Raw genomic sequence first — 17,457 nt, forward strand, 5'->3', positions numbered from 1 at the left:
TTACTGGTCAGGATATTGGGGGCGGAGCTAACAGCTAACAGCCATCAGCTAATAGCCAAAAACCTAGCTCCAGCGGGCGGGATCGGGGGATTTGGGGGCGGTGCGGGCGCGGGCCGGGGCAGGTGGGCCGGTGCCGGTGCGGGCGGCGGCCGTGGCCTGGAACTGGGGGCGGCGGCGCATCCAGTTGCGGAAGGCAGCGCGCCAGTCGGCCATGGGGGTTTTTGCCGCTCACGCGCCAGCCGTTGCTTTCGTAGTGGTCGCAGAAGGCGGCGGCTTCGGTCTGGGCGTCGGAACTGGCGGGGAACTGTTCGGTGGCAAAGGCCTGGACCTCGGCGGGCGAGGGCGGCGCCGCGGGCCCTTTCTTCCGGGCGTCAGCCGGTTTTTTAGCGGACTTCTCCTTCCTCATTTCTTCAACGAGGGGCGCGGGCGGGGTGGCGTCAGCCACCTCTCTCTCTATTATTGAAGATGTAGTTGAAGATGAAAATGAAGGGGTTGGAATTTGCTTAACCCGGGTGGTTGCCTTTTGCTTGGGCTTTTGGTTAAGCAAATGGGGGTTACCGCCCTTTTTACCCGCCTCCGTGCGTACCCGGCGCAGCTTCTCATCTTTGACCATGCGGCGGCAGAACAGCGCGCCGTCGGACTCGCGGCGGCTGGCCACGCCGAAGGTTAGCAGGGTGGTTAGAATTTGGTTGGCGGTTTGGTTATCCAAACCCAGGCGGCGGGCTATGACGGCATCGGGCATGGGCTGGCCGTTGACGAGCAGCACGCCGCGCTCGTCCGAGTCATGCATCATCAGCAGCAACTCAAACCAAGCCCCACGCTGTGCGAGGTCCAGGGCCTGCACGCCCTGGTCTTTGTGCCAGTCGCCGGGGTAGAATTGGATAGCCGGAAGTTTCATCGAGGTGAGCTGTTAGCTATTGGCTGTTAGCCGTTAGCGTCGTTCAAAAACCAGGAGCTATCAGCTAAAAGCTTAGAAGCAGCTGGCGGTCGGGGGCGCACTTGCCGCGCAGGGCAGCTTCGACTTCGGCTATGGTTTGTTGCACGGCGGTTTCAAGCAGGCCGGCGTAGGAATAGGCGTCGGGGGTTTCGTCGTCGAAGGCCACGTGAGGGCTGGTGAGGTTGAGCACTTTGCCGCCGGCCAGCTCGCGGCGGCCGATGAGGGTGATGCCGGCGCCGGCCCTGCTGAGCGAGAAGCCCGTGACGGCGAAGGGACGAAACAGCGCGGGCAGCTCCTCGGCCTCGTCGGGCCAGAAATCAGGCGTTTCCGGCAGCTGCTCGGTGAGCAGGCAGAGGTGGGGCACCAGGCGGGTGAGGCAGTGCAGCAGGTCGGGGTGGACGGGCTCGTGGCAGGTCAGGGCGAAGGCGCGGGGTGGCGCGTTGGCGGTGCGCTGCTCAGTGAACTCGCAGGTGAGCTGGCCTTCCCTGATTTTGGCCTTCTGTACGGTGATAAGAGACTGAAGGGCGGGGTTGTCGGGGCCGACAACGGGCAGTAGCGGGGACATAGCAGAATAGATTGACACCGGGTAGCCACGGCACGCAGGGGCCGATAAGCGCTGGCGCGGGTAGACGATGAAAACGACTAGGCGGCCGGGACTAGCAGCGCCGCTGCCTCCTCCCCTTCCAGGGGCAGGCGGTGGTAGCGGCGCAGGTAGCGCACGAGCTCGGAAAGGCGGAAGCCCCAGGACTTCTCGTTGATGCGTACGCCCTGCACGCGGCCCTTGCGGCGGGCTTTGCGCAGGCCTTCGGGGGTGAGGCGCAGGAAGGTGGCAGCTTCCCGGACCGTGAGGATGCGGTCGGGCGCGGGCGGGGGTGGCGCGGGGGTGGCAGCTTTCAGAGCCTGCACGTCGGAGAGCAGCTGCTGCCACTCTTGTTCGGAAACCAGGATGGCGTGCTGCATGGCTAGGCGGCGGTGACTTTGGTGACGCGCTTCTCCAGGTCGGCAATGCGCTTGCGCTCCTCTTCCACCACGCAGATAAAGGCCTCGGCCACGTCGGCGTTATGGTAGCGGCCGCTGAGTACGTTGTAGACCTGCTGCTTGGAAAACTCCTGACCCCGGGCGGCCAGATACTCGACCGTGCGGCGAGCGTAGTCGTTGCGCTTGGGCAAAGTGGCCCGCAGTTCCGAAATCTTCTTTGCCAATTGTTCCATTTTGTTTGCTGTTTTGTATCTTTGTTTAGACCTTAGTCGTACAAACCTGGCGAACAAACTTGATTTGTGCAACAAAAGTTTACACCAAAACAGCAAAAATAGTGGCACAAGAAATGCAAGTCGGGGACCGTATCAGCGCTATTTTGCAGCATTATAGCCTTTCTGCCTATAGTCTGGCGGCGAAACTAGGCTACGAGGGTCCCCAAAAGTTGTACAAGCTGGTCCAGAATAAGTCGAAGCCCGGCTACGAAACTTTAATGGACATCCTCAACCAGTTTCCGGAGCTGAGCGCCGAGTGGCTGATGCGCGGGGACGGGCCGATGGTACGGGACGAGCCGGCAGCCCCGGCGCCGGCGGCGGCGTATCCGGGCATCCCCTACGCCGTGGCCGTGGACGCCAGCGGCGAGGAGCTTATCAGCGTGTGGGGCATTAAGGCGCAGGGCGGCTATATGCTGGCGCGGGCCCAAGGCCAGGAAGCATCCGTCCCACTGGACACCATCAGCGTGCCGGGCTACAAAGGCCGCACGGTGCGGGCTTTTGAGGTAGCCGGGGACAGCATGCAGCCGATCATCAACCAGGGCGATTTGGTCATTGCCACCATTACGGAGCGGCTGGATTTGATTCAGCCAAAGCATGTGTACGTGGTGATTACCGACGAGCTGGTGACGGTAAAACGGTTACGCGGACCGGTGAAGAAAAACGAGCCGCTGGAGCTGCTCTCCGACAACCGCTACTACGACCCGTTTGTGCTGCCGCAGAAGGACGTGCGGGAAATCTGGCACGTGCAGGCGCTGCTCACGCGCAGCATCCCGGCCAACCGGGACGAGGCTTATGACCGGATGCTGGTGCTGATGGAAATGCTGGCGCAGGACTCGCAGCAGCTGCGCAACCTGCTGCTGGACGTGGCGGCCCGCTACGACGTGAAACTGATGGGCGAAAACGAGTAAAACTCAGCGCTGTCACCAATACTGTCACCAAGACCTTACTGCCTACTCTGAAACGCGGAGTTAATGGAAAGTAAATCAGGAAGTTAGGAGCTTTCCGAAAGTAGTTGCGAGTACCCCGGCTCCGGGTACTAGAATACAAGTCCAAAAAGCCTGAAAAGCTGCAAATCTGGCCCCAGATGCAGTTTTTCAGGCTTTTTGCTTTAACAGCCGCTGGTGTTCGGCCTCCCCTACTTCGCTGTCTTCAGCTTCAGCACGGCGCTTTTCAGGCCGGGGCTGCTGACTTCCAGCTGCGCTTTGCCGGCTTTATCGATGGCTTGCACCAGCACCGCCAGCTGGCCCTGAAACGCCTTCATCTGCGGCTCGTGGAACAACTCCAGGCTCGCGGCGTTGCCGTTGGCCGCGGCCCGGAACCGGCCGGCACCGCGCACGGCAAACTGCAGCTGGTTGGTGGCTTCGGGGCAGAGGTTCCCCTGGGCGTCCTCCACGCGGGCCGTCACGTAGGCCAGGTCCTCACCATCGGCGCGGAGGGTGGCGCGGTCAGTGGTGAGGCGGATGTGGTGCGGGGCGCTGGCGGTGTGTACTTCTTCGGTGGCTACGGGCTGGCCAGCGGCATCGTAGGCCACCACTTTCAGGGTGCCGGGCGCGTATTTCACGTCGTTCCACATCAGGCGGTAGCGGGCCTGCGGGGAGCCGGTGGTGGTTTTGCGGCGGCGGCCCTGGCTCTGGCCGTTCACGAACAGCTCGGCCTCGGGGTAGTTGGTGTAGCAGAACACAGGCGTGGTCTGGTTTTCGCGACCAGGCCAGGTCCAGTGGGGCAGCAGGTGCAGCGTGGGCGCGGGGTTCCAGCGGGCCCGGTAGAGGTAGTACCGGTCCTTGGGTAGGCCTGCCAGGTCCAGAATGCCGAAGTAGGAGCTGTGCGACGGCCAGGCCTCGTCGTAGGGCGTGGGCTCGCCCAGGTAGTCGAACCCGGTCCAGACGAACTCGCCCAGCACGTAGCGCAGCGAATCCTGCATCACAAACTCCTCGTCGGGCGTCTGCGACCACACGCATGATTCCAGGTCGTACGACGACGACTGGTTGTCGGGGTACTTCTTCTGCTTGGCCAGCTCCACCGGAAACTTGTACACGCCCCGGCTGCTCACCGTGGAAGCCGTTTCGGAGCCCAGCATCAAACCCTGGGGCAACTTGGCGCGGGCTTCTAGGTAGCGGTTGGGTTTGTAGTTGAAGCCCGGCACGTCGAGCAGCGCGGCAAAGCCGTTGTTCACGGCCGCATCAAACTGGTCCATGCCGGCCGTGACGGGGCGCGTGGGGTCCTCGCGGTGCACAATGTCTTGGAGGCGCTTGGCTATGGCCACGCCGCCCGGCGCCCACTGGTCGGGCACCTCGTTGCCGATACTCCATAGAATAACCGACGGATGGTTTCGGTCCCGGTGCACCATGTTCACCAGGTCCTTTTCGGCCCACTCGTCGAAGTACTGGCTGTAGCCGTTCTTCACCTTGGGCTTTTTCCACTCGTCAAACGACTCCACAATCAGCATGAAGCCCAGTTCGTCGGCCAGGCTCACCAGTTCCGGAGCCGGCATGTTGTGGGTGGTCCGGATGGCATCGGCGCCCAAATCCTTGAGCAGCGTGAGCTGACGGCGCAGCGCGGCTACGTTCACGGCCGCGCCCAGCGGGCCCAGGTCGTGGTGGTTGCACACGCCCCGGAACTTGCGCAACTGCCCGTTCAGGGAGAAGCCCTTGTTTGCCTCGAACTTGAAAGAGCGAATTCCGAAGCGCGTCACGTACGTATCCTTCAGCGTTTCGCCGGCAAACAGCTTCGAGGAAGCCGTGTAGAGCACCGGCGTTTCCGGCGACCAGAGTTTGGGAGCCGCCACCAGCAGGCGCTGCTCCACGGCCGCCGCGCCCGCCGCCAGCGGCGTGGAAGTGGTGGTCAAGACCCGGCCGGCCGCATCGCGGATTTCGGTTTCCAGCCGCAGATTGGCGGCCGAGCCCGCGCCGGCTACCTGCGTGCGCAGCTGCACGGTGGCTTGGCTGGCACTGATTTCGGGCGTGGTCAGGTAGGTGCCCCACACCGGAATGTGCACGTCGTCGGTGATGATGAGGTGCACGTTGCGGTACAGGCCGGCGCCGGGGTACCAGCGCGAGGCTTCGGGCTGGTTTTGCAGGCGCACGGCCAGCACGTTGTCGGCGCCGGTGGGTTTCAGAAAGCTGGTGATGTCGAAGGAAAACGAGTTGTAGCCGTAAGGCCAGAACCCTACCTCGCGGCCGTTCACGAACACGCGCGCGTTGCTCATGGCCCCATCAAAAAGCAGCACCGCCCGCCGGCCCGGCCCGAAGCCCGGCACCGCTAAGCGCCGCCGGTACCAGCCCGTGCCGATGAACGGCAGCCCACCGGTGCGGCCCGCTTTTAGAGTAGCCTTCTGCTCCTGGTTCTGCTCGATTTTCACTTCCTGCAAATCGTTGTTGCCATCGAAGGGGCCGTAAATGGCCCAGTCGTGGGGCACGCGCACGGTTTGCCACTGGGCGTCGTTGAACTCCGGCAGAGCCGCGTCGGGCAGCTCGCCCTTGCTGAACTTCCAGTCGGTGGTCAGCAGGGTTTCCTGCCGCACCTGGGCTGCCGTCGGGCCCGCAGCGGCCAGAACCAGCAGGCTCAGGGCACTCAGCAGGGATAGAGAAAAAGAGAAGAAGCGCATGAAACGAAAAGGGGTTGAAACGAAACGATTCGGCAGCCCGGGACCGGGCTACGCTATTTCCAGTTGTTGAATGGTAAGCAAAGCAGCCGACAGTGGTTGACCTGAATGCCACAACACCGCCGCCATTCCGGGCAGCGCCGCGCCTGCGTGCAACAACGAATCATCCTGAAGTATACCGGAACAATCCGGCACAGACTTCGCCGCCGCTACCGCAGCTGCACCGACTCGATGTCCACGTGCGCCGGGGCGCTACCGCCGGCCGGCACGGCATCGAGCAGCAGCTGCAGCACTTCCGTATCGGCCAGTTTCAAGGGCGTAGCAGCGGCGGCCGACTGGAACTGCAGCGGCAGAAAGCCCGGGTACGGCCGCGGACTCAGCAGCAGCGGCCCGGCCCGGAAGGCGCTGAGCGGCACCCGGATTTCCTGCATTTCGGTGCTGAGAGCCAGCGGGGCCACAAACGCGGCGGCATGCTGGGTGGCCAGCACCAGCTGAGCGCCCACCGGCTGGCTGGCGCGGGCGCGCACCACCACCTCCCGGAAGCCTGCCACGTCAGTCGGTCGGCCCAGCAGCTTGTCGGCAAAATACACGCGCAGGCTGGCGGCCGGGCCAGCCGCAACGGCGGCCGGCACGGCTGGCTGGTTATTCTGCACGAAACGCAGCGCCAGGGCACCGGTGGCCTCGGTGGTGACGTAGTCGGTCCAGGCGTTGCGGGCCAGGGCGCGGGCTTCCACCCGGTCCTGGTCGGTGGCGGCCCGGAACAGGTCGAGCGGAGCTTTGGGCCCTACCAGCGTCACCTCCCACCGCTCCCGCGCGGAGTAGTCCCAGTCGCGCGGGGCGCCGCTGAAGTCGCCCGGGAAGGTGCGCGTGCGGCCGTTCTGCCGCAGTTCAATCCAGTAGCGCAGCTGGCCGGCATATGTCAACTTGGCCGGCACAGTGGCTTCCACGGTGGCGTAGGCGGGCCGCTGCATGGGGAGCCGCACGGTGCGCCCGTAGTAGTGCTGGGCCACCAGAAACACGCTGTCGGCGGGAGCCAGGCCGGTGAGCGTGGCCCGGATGGTGAGGGGCTGGCCAGCGGTGGCCTGCGGCACGGGCGTGTGCCGCGCCTGCGGCCCCAGGGCCGTGGGCGCGGGTGCCGCAAACTCGCCCAGCCGCAGCGTGCCCAGCCGCGAGTCGGGCGTCCAGGCGGCGGTGTTTTTGCCGGCCGCCGCTACCAAGTACACGCCCGGCCGCACAGTCAGGCGGCCCGCCGTGGCCTGGAGCTGCGCGGTGTTGCCCGCGTTGAGGCCGCGCAGGCTGAAGGACTCGCCCAACTCCGGCAGCGTGAGGCGCAGCGGCTGGTCGTTCCACAGGATCTGAGTGACGTTTTTTTGCAGCGAGGCCGTCTCGAACGGGTCGCGGATGGCTACAGCATCGGGCAGCACCTCTAGGCGCCACACGCCGGGGGCCAGCCGGTCGAGGAAGTACGCGCCGGTGCCGCCATACTGCACCAGCGGCGAGCTGCCCACGCCGGCCAGGTGGCGCAGCCGCGCCGGGCGCCGGGCCCGGGTTTGGGTGGAGGTCGTGTAGTAAAACTCCTCGTCGGTGTTCATCTCGCTCAGCCCCTCGCGGTAGCTTACCCGAAACGCGCCGAACGTGGAATCGGCGGGGTAGCGCGGAAACGGCTGTTCCCGCCGCGTCTGGCGGAATACCTTGCCCGCAATGAGCAGGCTGATGGCCTTGCCGGGCGTGTAGGCCAGGTTGAGGTAGTGCGTCTGATACTCGGTGTTGGCGTGGGCAATTGCCAGCGGGTCGTAGGCAAACTGGGTGGCCCACTGAAAACCGGCTTCGCGGAAGCTGCGGGCCATAAACGGGTACATCACCGGCTGAATAATATCGGCCGACTCAAACTCGTACACCAGCTTGGCGCGGCGCTGAAACCGCGCGTCGGCGCGAAACGGAATCGGGTACTGGTCGACGTGGGGCAGCAGGTTGCCGCGCAGCGTGTGGCCGCTCACCAGCCCGGCCGGGTACCATTGGAACGTGAGGCCCTCCACGTTGGCATCCAAGATGGCTTCGCTCAGCTCCGGGTTTTCGGCGATGTTGTAGAAGATGGGTTTGCGGTAGCCGGTGGCGCGCATGGCGGCCACCATGCGGTTGGCAAAGGCTGTCACCTCGGCGGCCGGCGCCTGGTATTTGGGCTCGTTGCAGACTTCGTAGGCGATGATGTCGGGGTCGTCGCGGTAGAGCTGCTGGGTGTAGGGGTTGCGGTGGTTGAGGAACTGGGTCAGGTAGTTTCCCTGGGCCCGGATGGCGCGCGGGTTGCGGTAGGCCTGCAACTTGGAATAGATACTGGAGAAGCCCGTGCCCGAGTCGCGCTCCGGGTAGCCGTTGTTCCAGTAGGCAATGGGCGTGAGCACCAGCTTGATGCCGCGCTGCTTGAGTTGGGCCACCAGGTAATCGAAGAGGCGCAGGTGCTCGTTGGCCTGCAGATTGCCCAGCGTATCGGTGATTTCTACGTCCCAGACGTGCACCCGAAATGCATCCACGCCCAGGCGCGAGAGGTGGTACACGTCCTGCTCGATGGCCTTTTCGAGGTTGGCCCCCACCGCCTGGTGGGCCCGGTAGGCGTGGGCAAACGGAGCCGTGTAGTTCACCCCGAACAAGGCCACTTCCTGCTTATTCTGCTGCCAGCGCATCACGCCGCGACCGTCCACCACCACGTCGCCGGCAGGCAGCGGGGCGGCGGCGGGGGTTTGCGCGGCAGCAGGCCACGCGCTGGCCACCAGCGCGGTCAGGCCAAGAATACGACAAAGAGCACGGGACATGCAGAAGCGTAATTGGTGAGAAAGGTAAGCAGAAGCAGCATGAAACCGATTTTGCAAACGATTGCATAAAGATAGAAACGCCAGCCATAATCCCAACACGACCCTTCACTGCTTCTCACAGTCAGCTCTTTTTCAAACGCATACATACACAGCCTTTGCTCTTCGGCCCGGCCAAAGCATACTGGCTTGATGCTGACTGTACTTTCTGGCTATTCTCTTTCCCAGGCAATAAAGGCAGCCATGTAGGCCTGCGTGGTTGCACAGACAGACTTACCAGGGTTAATGAGGCAGTAAATTCCATGCGTTACGTCAGAACGATTTTGCTTTTGCAATCGATTGCATAGATTTGCGTCCATCTACCGAATCCCAGCTTCTTTACCGGCCCCTGCTATGTTGGCACAGCGCGTTCTTGCATCTTTTCAGCACCGTTACGGCACTAACCCGTTGCTGGTCAGGGCCCCGGGGCGGGTGAACCTCATCGGCGAGCACACCGACTATAACGAAGGCTTCGTGCTGCCAGCGGCTATCGACAAGGAAATCGTGTTTGCGGTGGCCCTCAACGGGCTGGACTCGGCCCGGCTGTTTTCCCTGGACAAAGCCGAAGCCTATGAGCTGCTACTAGGCGCGGCGCCGCTGCAGCCCGGCGCTACGCTCTGGGCCAACTACCTGCTGGGCGTGGTGGCCCAGCTGCAGCGGCGTGGCGTGGTGGTGCCCGGATTCGACTGCGTGTTCGGGGGCAATGTGCCGATGGGTGCGGGCCTCTCCTCTTCCGCCGCTGTGGAATGTGGCCTGGCTTTCGCCCTCAACGAGCTGCTGCACCTGGGACTTAGCCGCCTGGAGCTGGCTCGCCTGGCCCAGAAAGCCGAGCACGAGTTTGCCGGCGTGCAGTGCGGTGTCATGGACCAGTTCGCCAGCTTATTCGGGCAGGCGGGCCAGGTGGTGCGCCTGGATTGCCGCTCGCTGGAGCACCAGTATTTCCCCTTCGATTCGGCGGCTTACCATCTGGTGCTCTGCAACTCCGGCGTGAAGCACAGTCTGGCCTGCTCCGAGTACAACACGCGCCGCCAGGAGTGCGAACAGGGCGTGGCCGTACTTCGCCGCCACTACCCGCTGGTGCACAGCCTGCGCGATGCCACGCTGGCGCAGCTAACCCAGCACCGGGCCGAGCTGGGCGAGGTGGTGTACCGCCGCTGCCGCTACGTGGTGGAGGAAAACCAGCGCGTGGAAACAGCCTGCCAGCACCTGGCGGCCGGCAACATGGCCGCTTTCGGACAGCAGATGTACGCCTCGCACGCCGGCCTGCGCGACGATTACCAGGTGAGCTGCCCTGAGTTGGACTTGCTGGTGGAACTGGCCCAGAGCCAGCCCGCCGTGCTGGGTGCCCGCATGATGGGCGGCGGCTTCGGGGGCTGCACCATCAACCTGGTACCGGCCGCGGCCGTGCCGGGCTTCATTGCCGCCACCAGCGCCGCGTATCAGCAGCAGCTGGGCCGCCCGCTCGAAACCTACCAGACCACCATCGTCGGCGGGGTTTCTGTGCTGTAATGAGGACAGAAGAACATCATCTTAAGCAGAACGTCATGCTGAGCTTGCCGAAGCATCTCGCGTGCTGATGTTGTGATAGTAATCCGGCGTCAGCACGCGAGATGCTTCGGCAAGCTCAGCATGACGTTCTAAAAGTTTCTCAAACATCTCCGACACCCGCTCTACCCCGTTACCATGTCCTCACCCGCTACTTTCGACCTGGCCCAGCAGCCGCACCGGCGCTATAATCCGCTGAACGGGGAGTGGCTGCTGGTGTCGCCGCACCGGGCGCTGCGGCCCTGGCAGGGCCAGCAGGAAGCGCCCGACACGGCCCACCGCCCCGCCCACGACCCGACCTGCTACCTCTGCCCCGGCAACGGCCGCGTGAACGGCGACCAGAACCCCGACTACATCGGCACCTTCGTGTTCGACAACGACTTTGCGGCCCTACGCGAGGACGCGCCAGCCGGCAACGTTAACCTGGGCGGATTGCTGCGGGCCGAGGCCGAGAGCGGGCTGGGCCGCGTCATCTGCTTTTCGCCCCGCCACGACCTGACGCTGCCCGAAATGCCGGTAGCCGACCTGCGCCGCGTGGTGGACGTCTGGACCGAGCAGTTCCAAGAGCTGGCCGCCCGCCCCGACATCGGCTACGTGCAGATTTTCGAGAACAAAGGCGCCGTAATGGGCTGCTCGAACCCGCACCCGCACGGCCAGATCTGGGCGCAACGCACCGTGCCCGGCGAGCCGGCCAAGGAAAGCCGCCAGCAGCTGACCTACTTCCAAGAGCACGGCCGCACGCTGCTCACCGACTACCTGGCTCTGGAGCTAGCCGAGCAAAGCCGCGTGGTGCTGGAAAACGCGCACTGGGTGGCGCTGGTGCCGTTCTGGGCCAGCTGGCCCTTCGAGACGCTGCTGCTGCCGCGCCGCGCGGTGCAGGACCTCACCCAGCTCACCGAAGCCGAGAAAGACGCTTTTGCCGACGCCCTCCAGCGCCTCACCATCCGCTACGACAACCTGTTTCAGACCTCGTTTCCGTACTCGGCGGGGCTGCACCAGCGGCCCACCGACGGCCCGGCGTACCCGGAGTGGCACCTGCACATGCACTTCTTCCCACCGCTGCTGCGCTCGGCCACGGTACGCAAGTTTATGGTGGGCTACGAGCTGCTGGCCAACGCCCAGCGCGACATCACGCCGGAATGGGCCGCCGAGCAGCTGCGGGCCCAGCCGGAAGTGCACTACAAGGCAGCTGCCGCTAATTCTGTTACTTAGCACCAGTACCGTCCCGCAGCGTAGCGCAAACTGCGCTACGCTGCTCTGCTTCCCTTCTCCCCTCCCCTGTTTCCCACCCTTCCTCTCTGATGCGCAACGGCCTGACAACTTTCGACCTTCTGGTGTTCCTGTTCTACCTGCTGGGGGTGTCGGGCTACGGGTATTACATCTACAAGCGCAAGCAAAGCAAGGAGCTGGATTCCAAGGACTACTTCCTGGCCGAAGGCTCGCTGACGTGGTGGGCCATCGGGGCCAGCATGATTGCCTCCAACATTTCGGCCGAGCAGTTCATCGGCACTTCCGGGGCGGGCTTCACGCAGGGGCTGGCGGTGGCGGCCTACGAGTGGGTGGCGGCCATTGTGCTGCTGTTCGTGGCCGTGTTTTTCATGCCGATTTACCTGCGGCAGAAGATTTATACGATGCCGCAGTTTCTGGAGCAGCGCTACAATGCCACGCTCAGTTTGATTATGAGCATCTTCTGGCTGTTTCTGTACGTGGCCGTGAACCTGACCGTGATTCTCTACCTCGGGGCCCTGGCCATCAACAACCTGGTGGGCAGCGCCGACGGCGGCAGCTTCCACCTGATTCTGGTGGGGCTGGCCGTGTTTGCGCTCATCATCACGCTAGGCGGCATGAAGGTGGTGGGCTACACCGACGTGATTCAGGTGGCAGTGCTGCTGCTCGGCGGGCTGGCCACCAGCTACCTAGCCCTCACGCTGGTGAGCGAGAAGTTCGGGCTGGGCCACAGCGCCATTGCCGGCTTCCAGACCCTGCTGCACTCGGCCGACGACCATTTCCACATGATTTTCGCCAAGCCCACGCCCAACTCGTCGCAGGAATACGTGAGCAAGTACCTGGCGCTGCCAGGCTTAGTGATGTACGCCGGCGGCCAGTGGGTGGCCAACCTCAACTACTGGGGCTGCAACCAGTACATCACGCAGCGGGCGTTGGGCGCCAACCTCAACACGGCCCGTACCGGCATCCTGTTCGCGGCCTTGCTGAAGCTGATCATGCCGCTGGTGGTGGTGCTGCCCGGCATTGCGGCCTACGTGCTGCACCAGAACGGCAGCCTGCAGGCCGAAATGAGCGCCGGCGGAGCCGGCGTGAATCCCGACAACGCCTACTCGGCCATCCTCACCTTCCTGCCGAACGGGTTGAAGGGACTTTCGCTGGCGGCCCTCACGGCGGCCATTGTGGCCTCGCTGGCCGGCAAAGCCAACTCCATTTCCACCATCTTCACCCTTGATATCTACCGCCGCTACCTCAACCCACAGGCCACGGAGGCGAAGCTGGTGTGGGTGGGCCGCCTGACGGTGCTGCTGGCCATGCTGCTGGCCATCAGCTTCACCTGGGAAGATTTGCTGGGCGTGGGCGGCAACGGCGGCTTCACGTTCGTGCAGAAGTACACCGGCTACATTTCGCCCGGCATCGTGGCCGTGTTTCTGCTGGGTATGTTCTGGAAGCGCACCACCGCCACGGCGGCCGTGGCGGGCATGCTGGGCGGCTTCGGCTTCTCACTGTTCTTCAACGACCTGGCCCCGCGCCTGCTGGGCGCCGAAACCATCTTCTACACCGCTTTCCGCAATGCCAAAGGCGTGCTGGAAGTGCCGTTTCTGGTGAGCATGGGCTGGTCGTTTTTCCTGACCGTGGCCCTGATGGCGCTCATCAGCCTGGCCGGCCCGGCCGTGAACCCCAAGGCCCTGCACCTGGAGAAAGGCATGTTCCGGGTGGCTCCGCGGCAGCTGGCCCTCATCACTGTAATTCTGCTGCTGATTTCGGCCCTGTACGTGAAGTTCTGGTAGCCGAGTAGCGCGAAGCCTTTGCTTCGCGTTTCGTTGGGCAACGCAGCATTGGGCAACAAAACGCGAGGCAAAGGCTTCGTGCTGCAAGTTCTTCGCAGCCGGAAACCGGAAGCTACTTTCGCCACGAAACGCGAAGCAAAGGCTTCGCGCTACAGATTCGCGCTACACGCCCAGCCGCCGGTTTATTTTTATTTCTTCATTTTTAATCTTTAATTCTCTTCCCTTTCCCTCGCTTGCCGTGCAGAACCACCGCGCTTCTATTGCCGATCTGGCCAAGGCGCTGAACTTGTCGCCCTCCACTGTTTCGCGGGCGCTCAACAACCACACCACCATCAGCGCGGCCACCCGGCAGCGGGTGCAGGAGATGGCGGAGCAGCTCAACTACCACCCCAACCACCTGGCGGCCAGCTTGCGCACCGGCCGCAGCAAGCTGCTGGGCGTGCTGGTGCCGCACATCGAGGGCACCTTCTTCGCGTCGGTGGTGCACGGCATCGAGACGGTGGCCAGCAAGGCCGGCTTCCGGGTGATGATCTGCCAGTCGAACGAGGAAGTGGAGCAGGAAAAGAGCAACATCGACACGCTGATCAACGCGCAGGTGGAAGGCATACTGGTGTCGTTGTCGCGCACCACCCACGACACGCGCCACTTCGAAAAAGTCCGTAGGCGCGGCATTCCGCTGGTGTTTTTCGACCGGATGCTGGAAACGCCCAACGTCAACGCCGTAGTGCTCGACGACTACCAGGGCGCCTACCAGGCCACCACGCACCTCATCGAGCAGGGCTGCCGCCGCATTGCGCACTTTGCCGGCCCCCAGCACCTCAACATCTACCGCAACCGCCGCCTGGGCTACCTGGCAGCCCTGAACACCTACGGCCTGCCCGAAGACGACGCCCTCGTCATCACCTCCGACATGAAGCTGGCCGACGGCACCGCCGGCATGACCCAGCTACTGGCTTTGCCGCCCGCCCAGCGCCCCGACGGCCTGTTCTCAGCCAGCGACTTTTCTCTGGTCGGGGCGCTGCAGACGCTCAAAGCGCATGGCCTGCAAGTGCCGCAGGATATGCTGCTGGCCGGCTTCAGCAACGAAATCTTCACCTCCTTCACCGAGCCCCGCCTGACCTCCGTGGACCAGCGCTGCGAGCAGATGGGCCAGGAAACAGTGCGGCTGTTTCTGGAGATTCTGGAAGTAGGCACCGCCGAGCATCAGCCCCGCCGCGTGGTGCTGCCGCCCCAGCTGATGCCCCGCGAGTCGTCGGTGCGGCCGTAGCGGGTGCCTGCTTTATTTAGAGCGCACGCCAAAGCGGTAGACAGTGGTGGCGGAAAACGTCTGGCCCGGCTCCAGGATGGTGTTCGGGAACGTGGGCTGGTTGGGCGAATCGGGGAAATGCTGGGTTTCCAGGCACAGGCCGGCGTGCTGGCCGTAGGTGATGCCGGCTTTGCCGGTTAGGGAGCCGTCCAGGAAATTGGCGGTGTAGAACTGCACGCCGGGCTGGCTGGTGGTTACCTCCAGCGTGCGGCCGGTAGTGGGCTCGTACACGGAAGCCGCCGGGTGCGGGCCGGCGGGCTGGCGCAACACCCAATTGTGGTCGTAGCCGCCGGGCACCTGCGCAATCCGGCTGCCGATGGCCTGGGGCGCGGTGAAGTCGAAGGGCGTACCGGCCACCGGGCGCTGCTCGCCGGTCGGAATCTGGTCTTCGCCTACCACCGTGTAGCGGTCAGCCGCTAACTGTACTTCGTGGTTCAGCACGTCCGCATTACGCCCAAGGGCCAGGTTGAAGTAGGTGTGGTTGGTGAGATTGACGGGCGTGGCCTGGTCGGTGGTGGCGGTGTAGTCGAGCTGCAGGGCGTTGTCGTGGGTGAGCGTGTAGGTCACCGTCAAGCGCAGGTTGCCGGGGTAGCCTTCCTCGCCGTCGGGGCTCAGGTAGGTCAGGCGCAGCGTTGGGCCGGCGGGGCTGCTGCTGGGCTCGGCCTGCCACAGCACCTTGTCGAAGCCGCGGAGGCCGCCGTGCAGGGCGTTGCCGTTGTTGTTGGTCGCCAGCGTATACTGCTGGCCGTTGAGCTGAAACAGGCCGCCAGCAATGCGGTTAGCGTAGCGCCCAATCAGCGCGCCGAAATACGGGCCGGCCTTGCGGTACGCCGGGCTCTGGTAGCCGGCCAGACTGTCGAACCCGAGCACCACGTCGCTCAGCTGCCCGGTCCTGTCGGGTACGAGCAGCTGCGTGATGGTGCCGCCGTAGTTCGTGATGCTCACCTGCAGGCCGTGCGCGTTGCGGAGCGTGTAGAGCTGGGCCGTGGCGCCTTCTGCCGTGCGGCCAAAGTCGGTCACGCGAACCGGTTCTGGCTGGCTGGCGGGGGCAGCAGGCTTTGTGGAGGAAATGGAAGCAGCCATCAGAAACGAATGAGCGAGAGAGAGAGAAAAACCATTACGGTGTCTGGAAACTCCAGAACGTCATGCTGAGCTTGTCGAAGCATCTCTACCGCTTCGTTGCAGCGTCATTCCGAGCAGCGCAAGGAATCTTGCGTGCTGACGTTGGTGCATGACGCTGCAACGAAGCGGTAGAGATGCTCCGACAAGCTCAGCATGACGGTCGAAGAGCTTCAATCGACTTTTAAGATACCCCGCGACCGGCCCGACGGCTGGAAAAGCCGCCGGACCGGCAGACCTCCGCAACCTAGGCTAGCGGATAAAGCCCGGCCGGATTAGGTTTTCGAAGGTGAAGATTTCGTCCCACTTCTCCTGGGTGAGCAGCTGGCGCTCCGTAACGGCAATATCGTAGACGGATTTGCCGGTTTTGAGGGCCTCTTTGGCAATTTCGGCCGAAGCCTCGTAGCCCAGCACGGGGTTGAGCTGCGTAACGATGCCGATGCTGTTGCGCACGAGGCTTTCGGCGTGCTCCTTGTTGGCCGTGATGCCCACCACGCACTTTTCGCGTAGGGTGCGGCAGGCGTTGGTCATGTAGCTGATGCTGGTGAACAGCGCGAAGCTGATGACCGGCTCCATGACGTTGAGCTGTAGCTGCCCAGCCTCGGCGGCCATGGTCACGGTGAGGTCGGCGCCGATGACGTAAAACGCCGTCTGGTTTACCACCTCGGGCACTACGGGGTTCACTTTGCCGGGCATGATGCTGGAGCCGGGCTGCAGCGCCGGCAGGTTGATTTCGTTGATGCCGCAGCGCGGGCCCGAGGACAGCAGGCGTAGATCGTTGCAGATTTTGCTCAGTTTCACGGCCGTGCGCTTCAGCACGCCCGAGAGCTGCACGTAGGCGCCGGTGTCGTAGGTGGCCTCAATCAGGTCGCCTGCGAGGCTCAGGTCGAGGCCGGTGATGGTGCGCAGGTGCTCGGTAACCAGCTCGGCGTAGCCTTCCGGCGCATTCACGCGGGTGCCGATGGCGGTGGCGCCCATGTTGATTTCCGAAATCAGGCGGCGCGAGTCCTCGATGCGCAGCAGCTCCTCGCGCAGGTTGGTGGCAAAGGCCCGGAACTCGTCGCCCATGCTCATCGGCACGGCGTCCTGGAGCTGGGTGCGGCCCATTTTCAGGATGTCGCGGAACTCGGTGCCTTTGGCGGCAAAAGCTTCGGCCAGCTCGCCGAGCACGGCGCTGTAGCCCACCAGCTTGTTGCTGAGCGCAATGCGAAAAGCCGTGGGGTAGGCATCGTTGGTGCTTTGGGAGCAGTTGACGTGGTTATTGGGGTGGCAGAATTCGTACTGGCCTTTCTCGCGGCCCATGATTTCCAGTGCCACGTTGGCAATCACCTCGTTGGCGTTCATGTTCACGGAAGTGCCGGCCCCACCCTGAATCATGTCAGTCAGGAACTCGCCGTCGAACTCGCCCGAGGCCACCCGGTCGCAGGCTTGGGCAATGGCATCGGCGATGGCAGGATCCAGTACGCCCAGCTCGCGGTTGGTGAGGGCAGCGGCCTTTTTCACGTAAGCCAGTGCCTGCACAAACAGCGGTTCCGACCTGAGCGGAATGCCGGTGATGTTGAAATTTTCCAGCGCCCGCAGCGTCTGGATACCGTAATAGGCATTTTCCGGAATCGGACGCTCGCCAAGGAAATCGTGTTCAAGCCGGGTGGGAAGGTTCTGCATAAGAAAGTAGCAAGGAGTTTGGGAGCCGAAAGGTAGCAGGAGTGCGAAGCTTCCGCTGCCGGGCGAACAACTGGAAGTCTCACCGACTGATAAGCTGTCTGACCGGAACGGCAGGCTCCACAAATACGGCGCGGGCCTTGGGCGGTTCAGGGCCAGCTGCGTAATATTGCCTGTAGC

At 63.7% G+C, this 17,457-nt stretch carries 13 protein-coding genes; 5 read left to right on the forward strand and 8 right to left on the reverse strand.

The genetic code is table 11. From position 1 onward, the window contains the following. Window positions 1-34: 34 nt before the first annotated feature. The 4 genes from N008_RS23505 to N008_RS02505 all read right to left on the reverse strand — a co-directional run bounded on the left by N008_RS23505 (window position 35) and on the right by N008_RS02505 (window position 2,148). Window positions 35-898: a hypothetical protein gene (locus N008_RS23505; protein ID WP_044013489.1), complete on the reverse strand. Its 864-nt coding sequence runs from the start codon at window positions 896-898 to the stop codon at window positions 35-37. A gap of 64 nt (window positions 899-962) precedes the next feature. Further along, window positions 963-1,502 carry a hypothetical protein gene (locus tag N008_RS02495; RefSeq protein ID WP_044013491.1) on the reverse strand — a complete coding sequence of 180 codons (540 nt, stop codon included), beginning with the start codon at window positions 1,500-1,502 and terminating at the stop codon, window positions 963-965. Window positions 1,503-1,579: 77 nt separating this feature from the next. Next, entirely contained in the window at window positions 1,580-1,897 is a 318-nt protein-coding gene (locus N008_RS02500) for a helix-turn-helix transcriptional regulator (RefSeq protein ID WP_044013493.1), read from the reverse strand. A 2-nt stretch (window positions 1,898-1,899) separates the two neighbouring features. Further along, entirely contained in the window at window positions 1,900-2,148 is a 249-nt protein-coding gene (locus N008_RS02505) for a hypothetical protein (protein ID WP_156108970.1), read from the reverse strand. A 257-nt stretch (window positions 2,149-2,405) separates the two neighbouring features. On the opposite strand from N008_RS02505, the gene N008_RS02510 reads away from it, so the two are divergent. Then, window positions 2,406-3,095 (forward strand): helix-turn-helix transcriptional regulator, encoded by a 690-nt coding sequence (locus N008_RS02510; protein ID WP_197062935.1) that lies wholly within the window; start codon window positions 2,406-2,408, stop codon window positions 3,093-3,095. Window positions 3,096-3,322: 227 nt separating this feature from the next. On the opposite strand, the gene galB is transcribed toward N008_RS02510, so the two are convergent. Together galB and N008_RS02520 are read right to left on the reverse strand one after the other, a co-directional pair. Further along, a complete protein-coding gene (gene galB, locus N008_RS02515) occupies window positions 3,323-5,791 on the reverse strand; it encodes a beta-galactosidase GalB (protein WP_044013498.1) in 2,469 nt (822 codons plus the stop codon). A gap of 206 nt (window positions 5,792-5,997) precedes the next feature. Next, the gene (locus N008_RS02520; protein ID WP_156108971.1) at window positions 5,998-8,595 is read right to left on the reverse strand and encodes a cellulase family glycosylhydrolase; all 2,598 of its coding nucleotides are present in this window, start codon (window positions 8,593-8,595) and stop codon (window positions 5,998-6,000) included. Window positions 8,596-8,985: 390 nt separating this feature from the next. Between N008_RS02520 and galK the strand changes: the two genes are divergently transcribed. The 4 genes from galK to N008_RS02540 all read left to right on the forward strand — a co-directional run bounded on the left by galK (window position 8,986) and on the right by N008_RS02540 (window position 14,457). Then, on the forward strand, window positions 8,986-10,140 hold the full coding sequence (galK, locus tag N008_RS02525) for a galactokinase (protein ID WP_044013500.1): 1,155 nt from the start codon (window positions 8,986-8,988) through the stop codon (window positions 10,138-10,140). Between the two features lie 174 nt (window positions 10,141-10,314). Continuing rightward, a complete protein-coding gene (locus tag N008_RS02530; protein WP_044013502.1) occupies window positions 10,315-11,388 on the forward strand; it encodes a UDP-glucose--hexose-1-phosphate uridylyltransferase in 1,074 nt (357 codons plus the stop codon). An 89-nt stretch (window positions 11,389-11,477) separates the two neighbouring features. After that, window positions 11,478-13,190: a sodium:solute symporter family transporter gene (locus N008_RS02535; RefSeq protein WP_044013504.1), complete on the forward strand. Its 1,713-nt coding sequence runs from the start codon at window positions 11,478-11,480 to the stop codon at window positions 13,188-13,190. 238 nt (window positions 13,191-13,428) lie between these two features. After that, window positions 13,429-14,457, forward strand: coding sequence for a LacI family DNA-binding transcriptional regulator (locus N008_RS02540; RefSeq protein WP_044013505.1), 1,029 nt, complete (start codon window positions 13,429-13,431; stop codon window positions 14,455-14,457). A gap of 12 nt (window positions 14,458-14,469) precedes the next feature. Here N008_RS02540 and N008_RS02545 read toward each other — a convergent pair whose 3' ends face one another. Both N008_RS02545 and aspA read right to left on the reverse strand, forming a co-directional pair. Next, window positions 14,470-15,579 (reverse strand): aldose epimerase family protein, encoded by a 1,110-nt coding sequence (locus N008_RS02545; protein ID WP_052381119.1) that lies wholly within the window; start codon window positions 15,577-15,579, stop codon window positions 14,470-14,472. 288 nt (window positions 15,580-15,867) lie between these two features. Then, window positions 15,868-17,280, reverse strand: coding sequence for an aspartate ammonia-lyase (gene aspA, locus N008_RS02550; RefSeq protein ID WP_044013507.1), 1,413 nt, complete (start codon window positions 17,278-17,280; stop codon window positions 15,868-15,870). Between the last annotated feature and the right edge of the window lie 177 nt (window positions 17,281-17,457).

The organism is Hymenobacter sp. APR13 (genome assembly GCF_000737515.1).
Lineage (GTDB): Bacteria > Bacteroidota > Bacteroidia > Cytophagales > Hymenobacteraceae > Hymenobacter.

What these genes read in the sequence shown, in the direction of transcription:
- N008_RS02520 (WP_156108971.1), bottom strand. Translation starts at nt 8,595, where the DNA reads ATGTCCCGTGCTCTTTGTCGTATTCTTGGCCTGACCGCGCTGGTGGCC.
- N008_RS02530 (WP_044013502.1), top strand. Translation starts at nt 10,315, where the DNA reads ATGTCCTCACCCGCTACTTTCGACCTGGCCCAGCAGCCGCACCGGCGC.
- N008_RS02510 (WP_197062935.1), top strand. Translation starts at nt 2,406, where the DNA reads ATGGACATCCTCAACCAGTTTCCGGAGCTGAGCGCCGAGTGGCTGATG.
- aspA (WP_044013507.1), bottom strand. Translation starts at nt 17,280, where the DNA reads ATGCAGAACCTTCCCACCCGGCTTGAACACGATTTCCTTGGCGAGCGT.
- N008_RS02500 (WP_044013493.1), bottom strand. Translation starts at nt 1,897, where the DNA reads ATGCAGCACGCCATCCTGGTTTCCGAACAAGAGTGGCAGCAGCTGCTC.
- N008_RS23505 (WP_044013489.1), bottom strand. Translation starts at nt 898, where the DNA reads ATGAAACTTCCGGCTATCCAATTCTACCCCGGCGACTGGCACAAAGAC.
- galB (WP_044013498.1), bottom strand. Translation starts at nt 5,791, where the DNA reads ATGCGCTTCTTCTCTTTTTCTCTATCCCTGCTGAGTGCCCTGAGCCTG.
- N008_RS02545 (WP_052381119.1), bottom strand. Translation starts at nt 15,579, where the DNA reads ATGGCTGCTTCCATTTCCTCCACAAAGCCTGCTGCCCCCGCCAGCCAG.
- N008_RS02505 (WP_156108970.1), bottom strand. Translation starts at nt 2,148, where the DNA reads ATGGAACAATTGGCAAAGAAGATTTCGGAACTGCGGGCCACTTTGCCC.
- galK (WP_044013500.1), top strand. Translation starts at nt 8,986, where the DNA reads ATGTTGGCACAGCGCGTTCTTGCATCTTTTCAGCACCGTTACGGCACT.
- N008_RS02495 (WP_044013491.1), bottom strand. Translation starts at nt 1,502, where the DNA reads ATGTCCCCGCTACTGCCCGTTGTCGGCCCCGACAACCCCGCCCTTCAG.
- N008_RS02535 (WP_044013504.1), top strand. Translation starts at nt 11,478, where the DNA reads ATGCGCAACGGCCTGACAACTTTCGACCTTCTGGTGTTCCTGTTCTAC.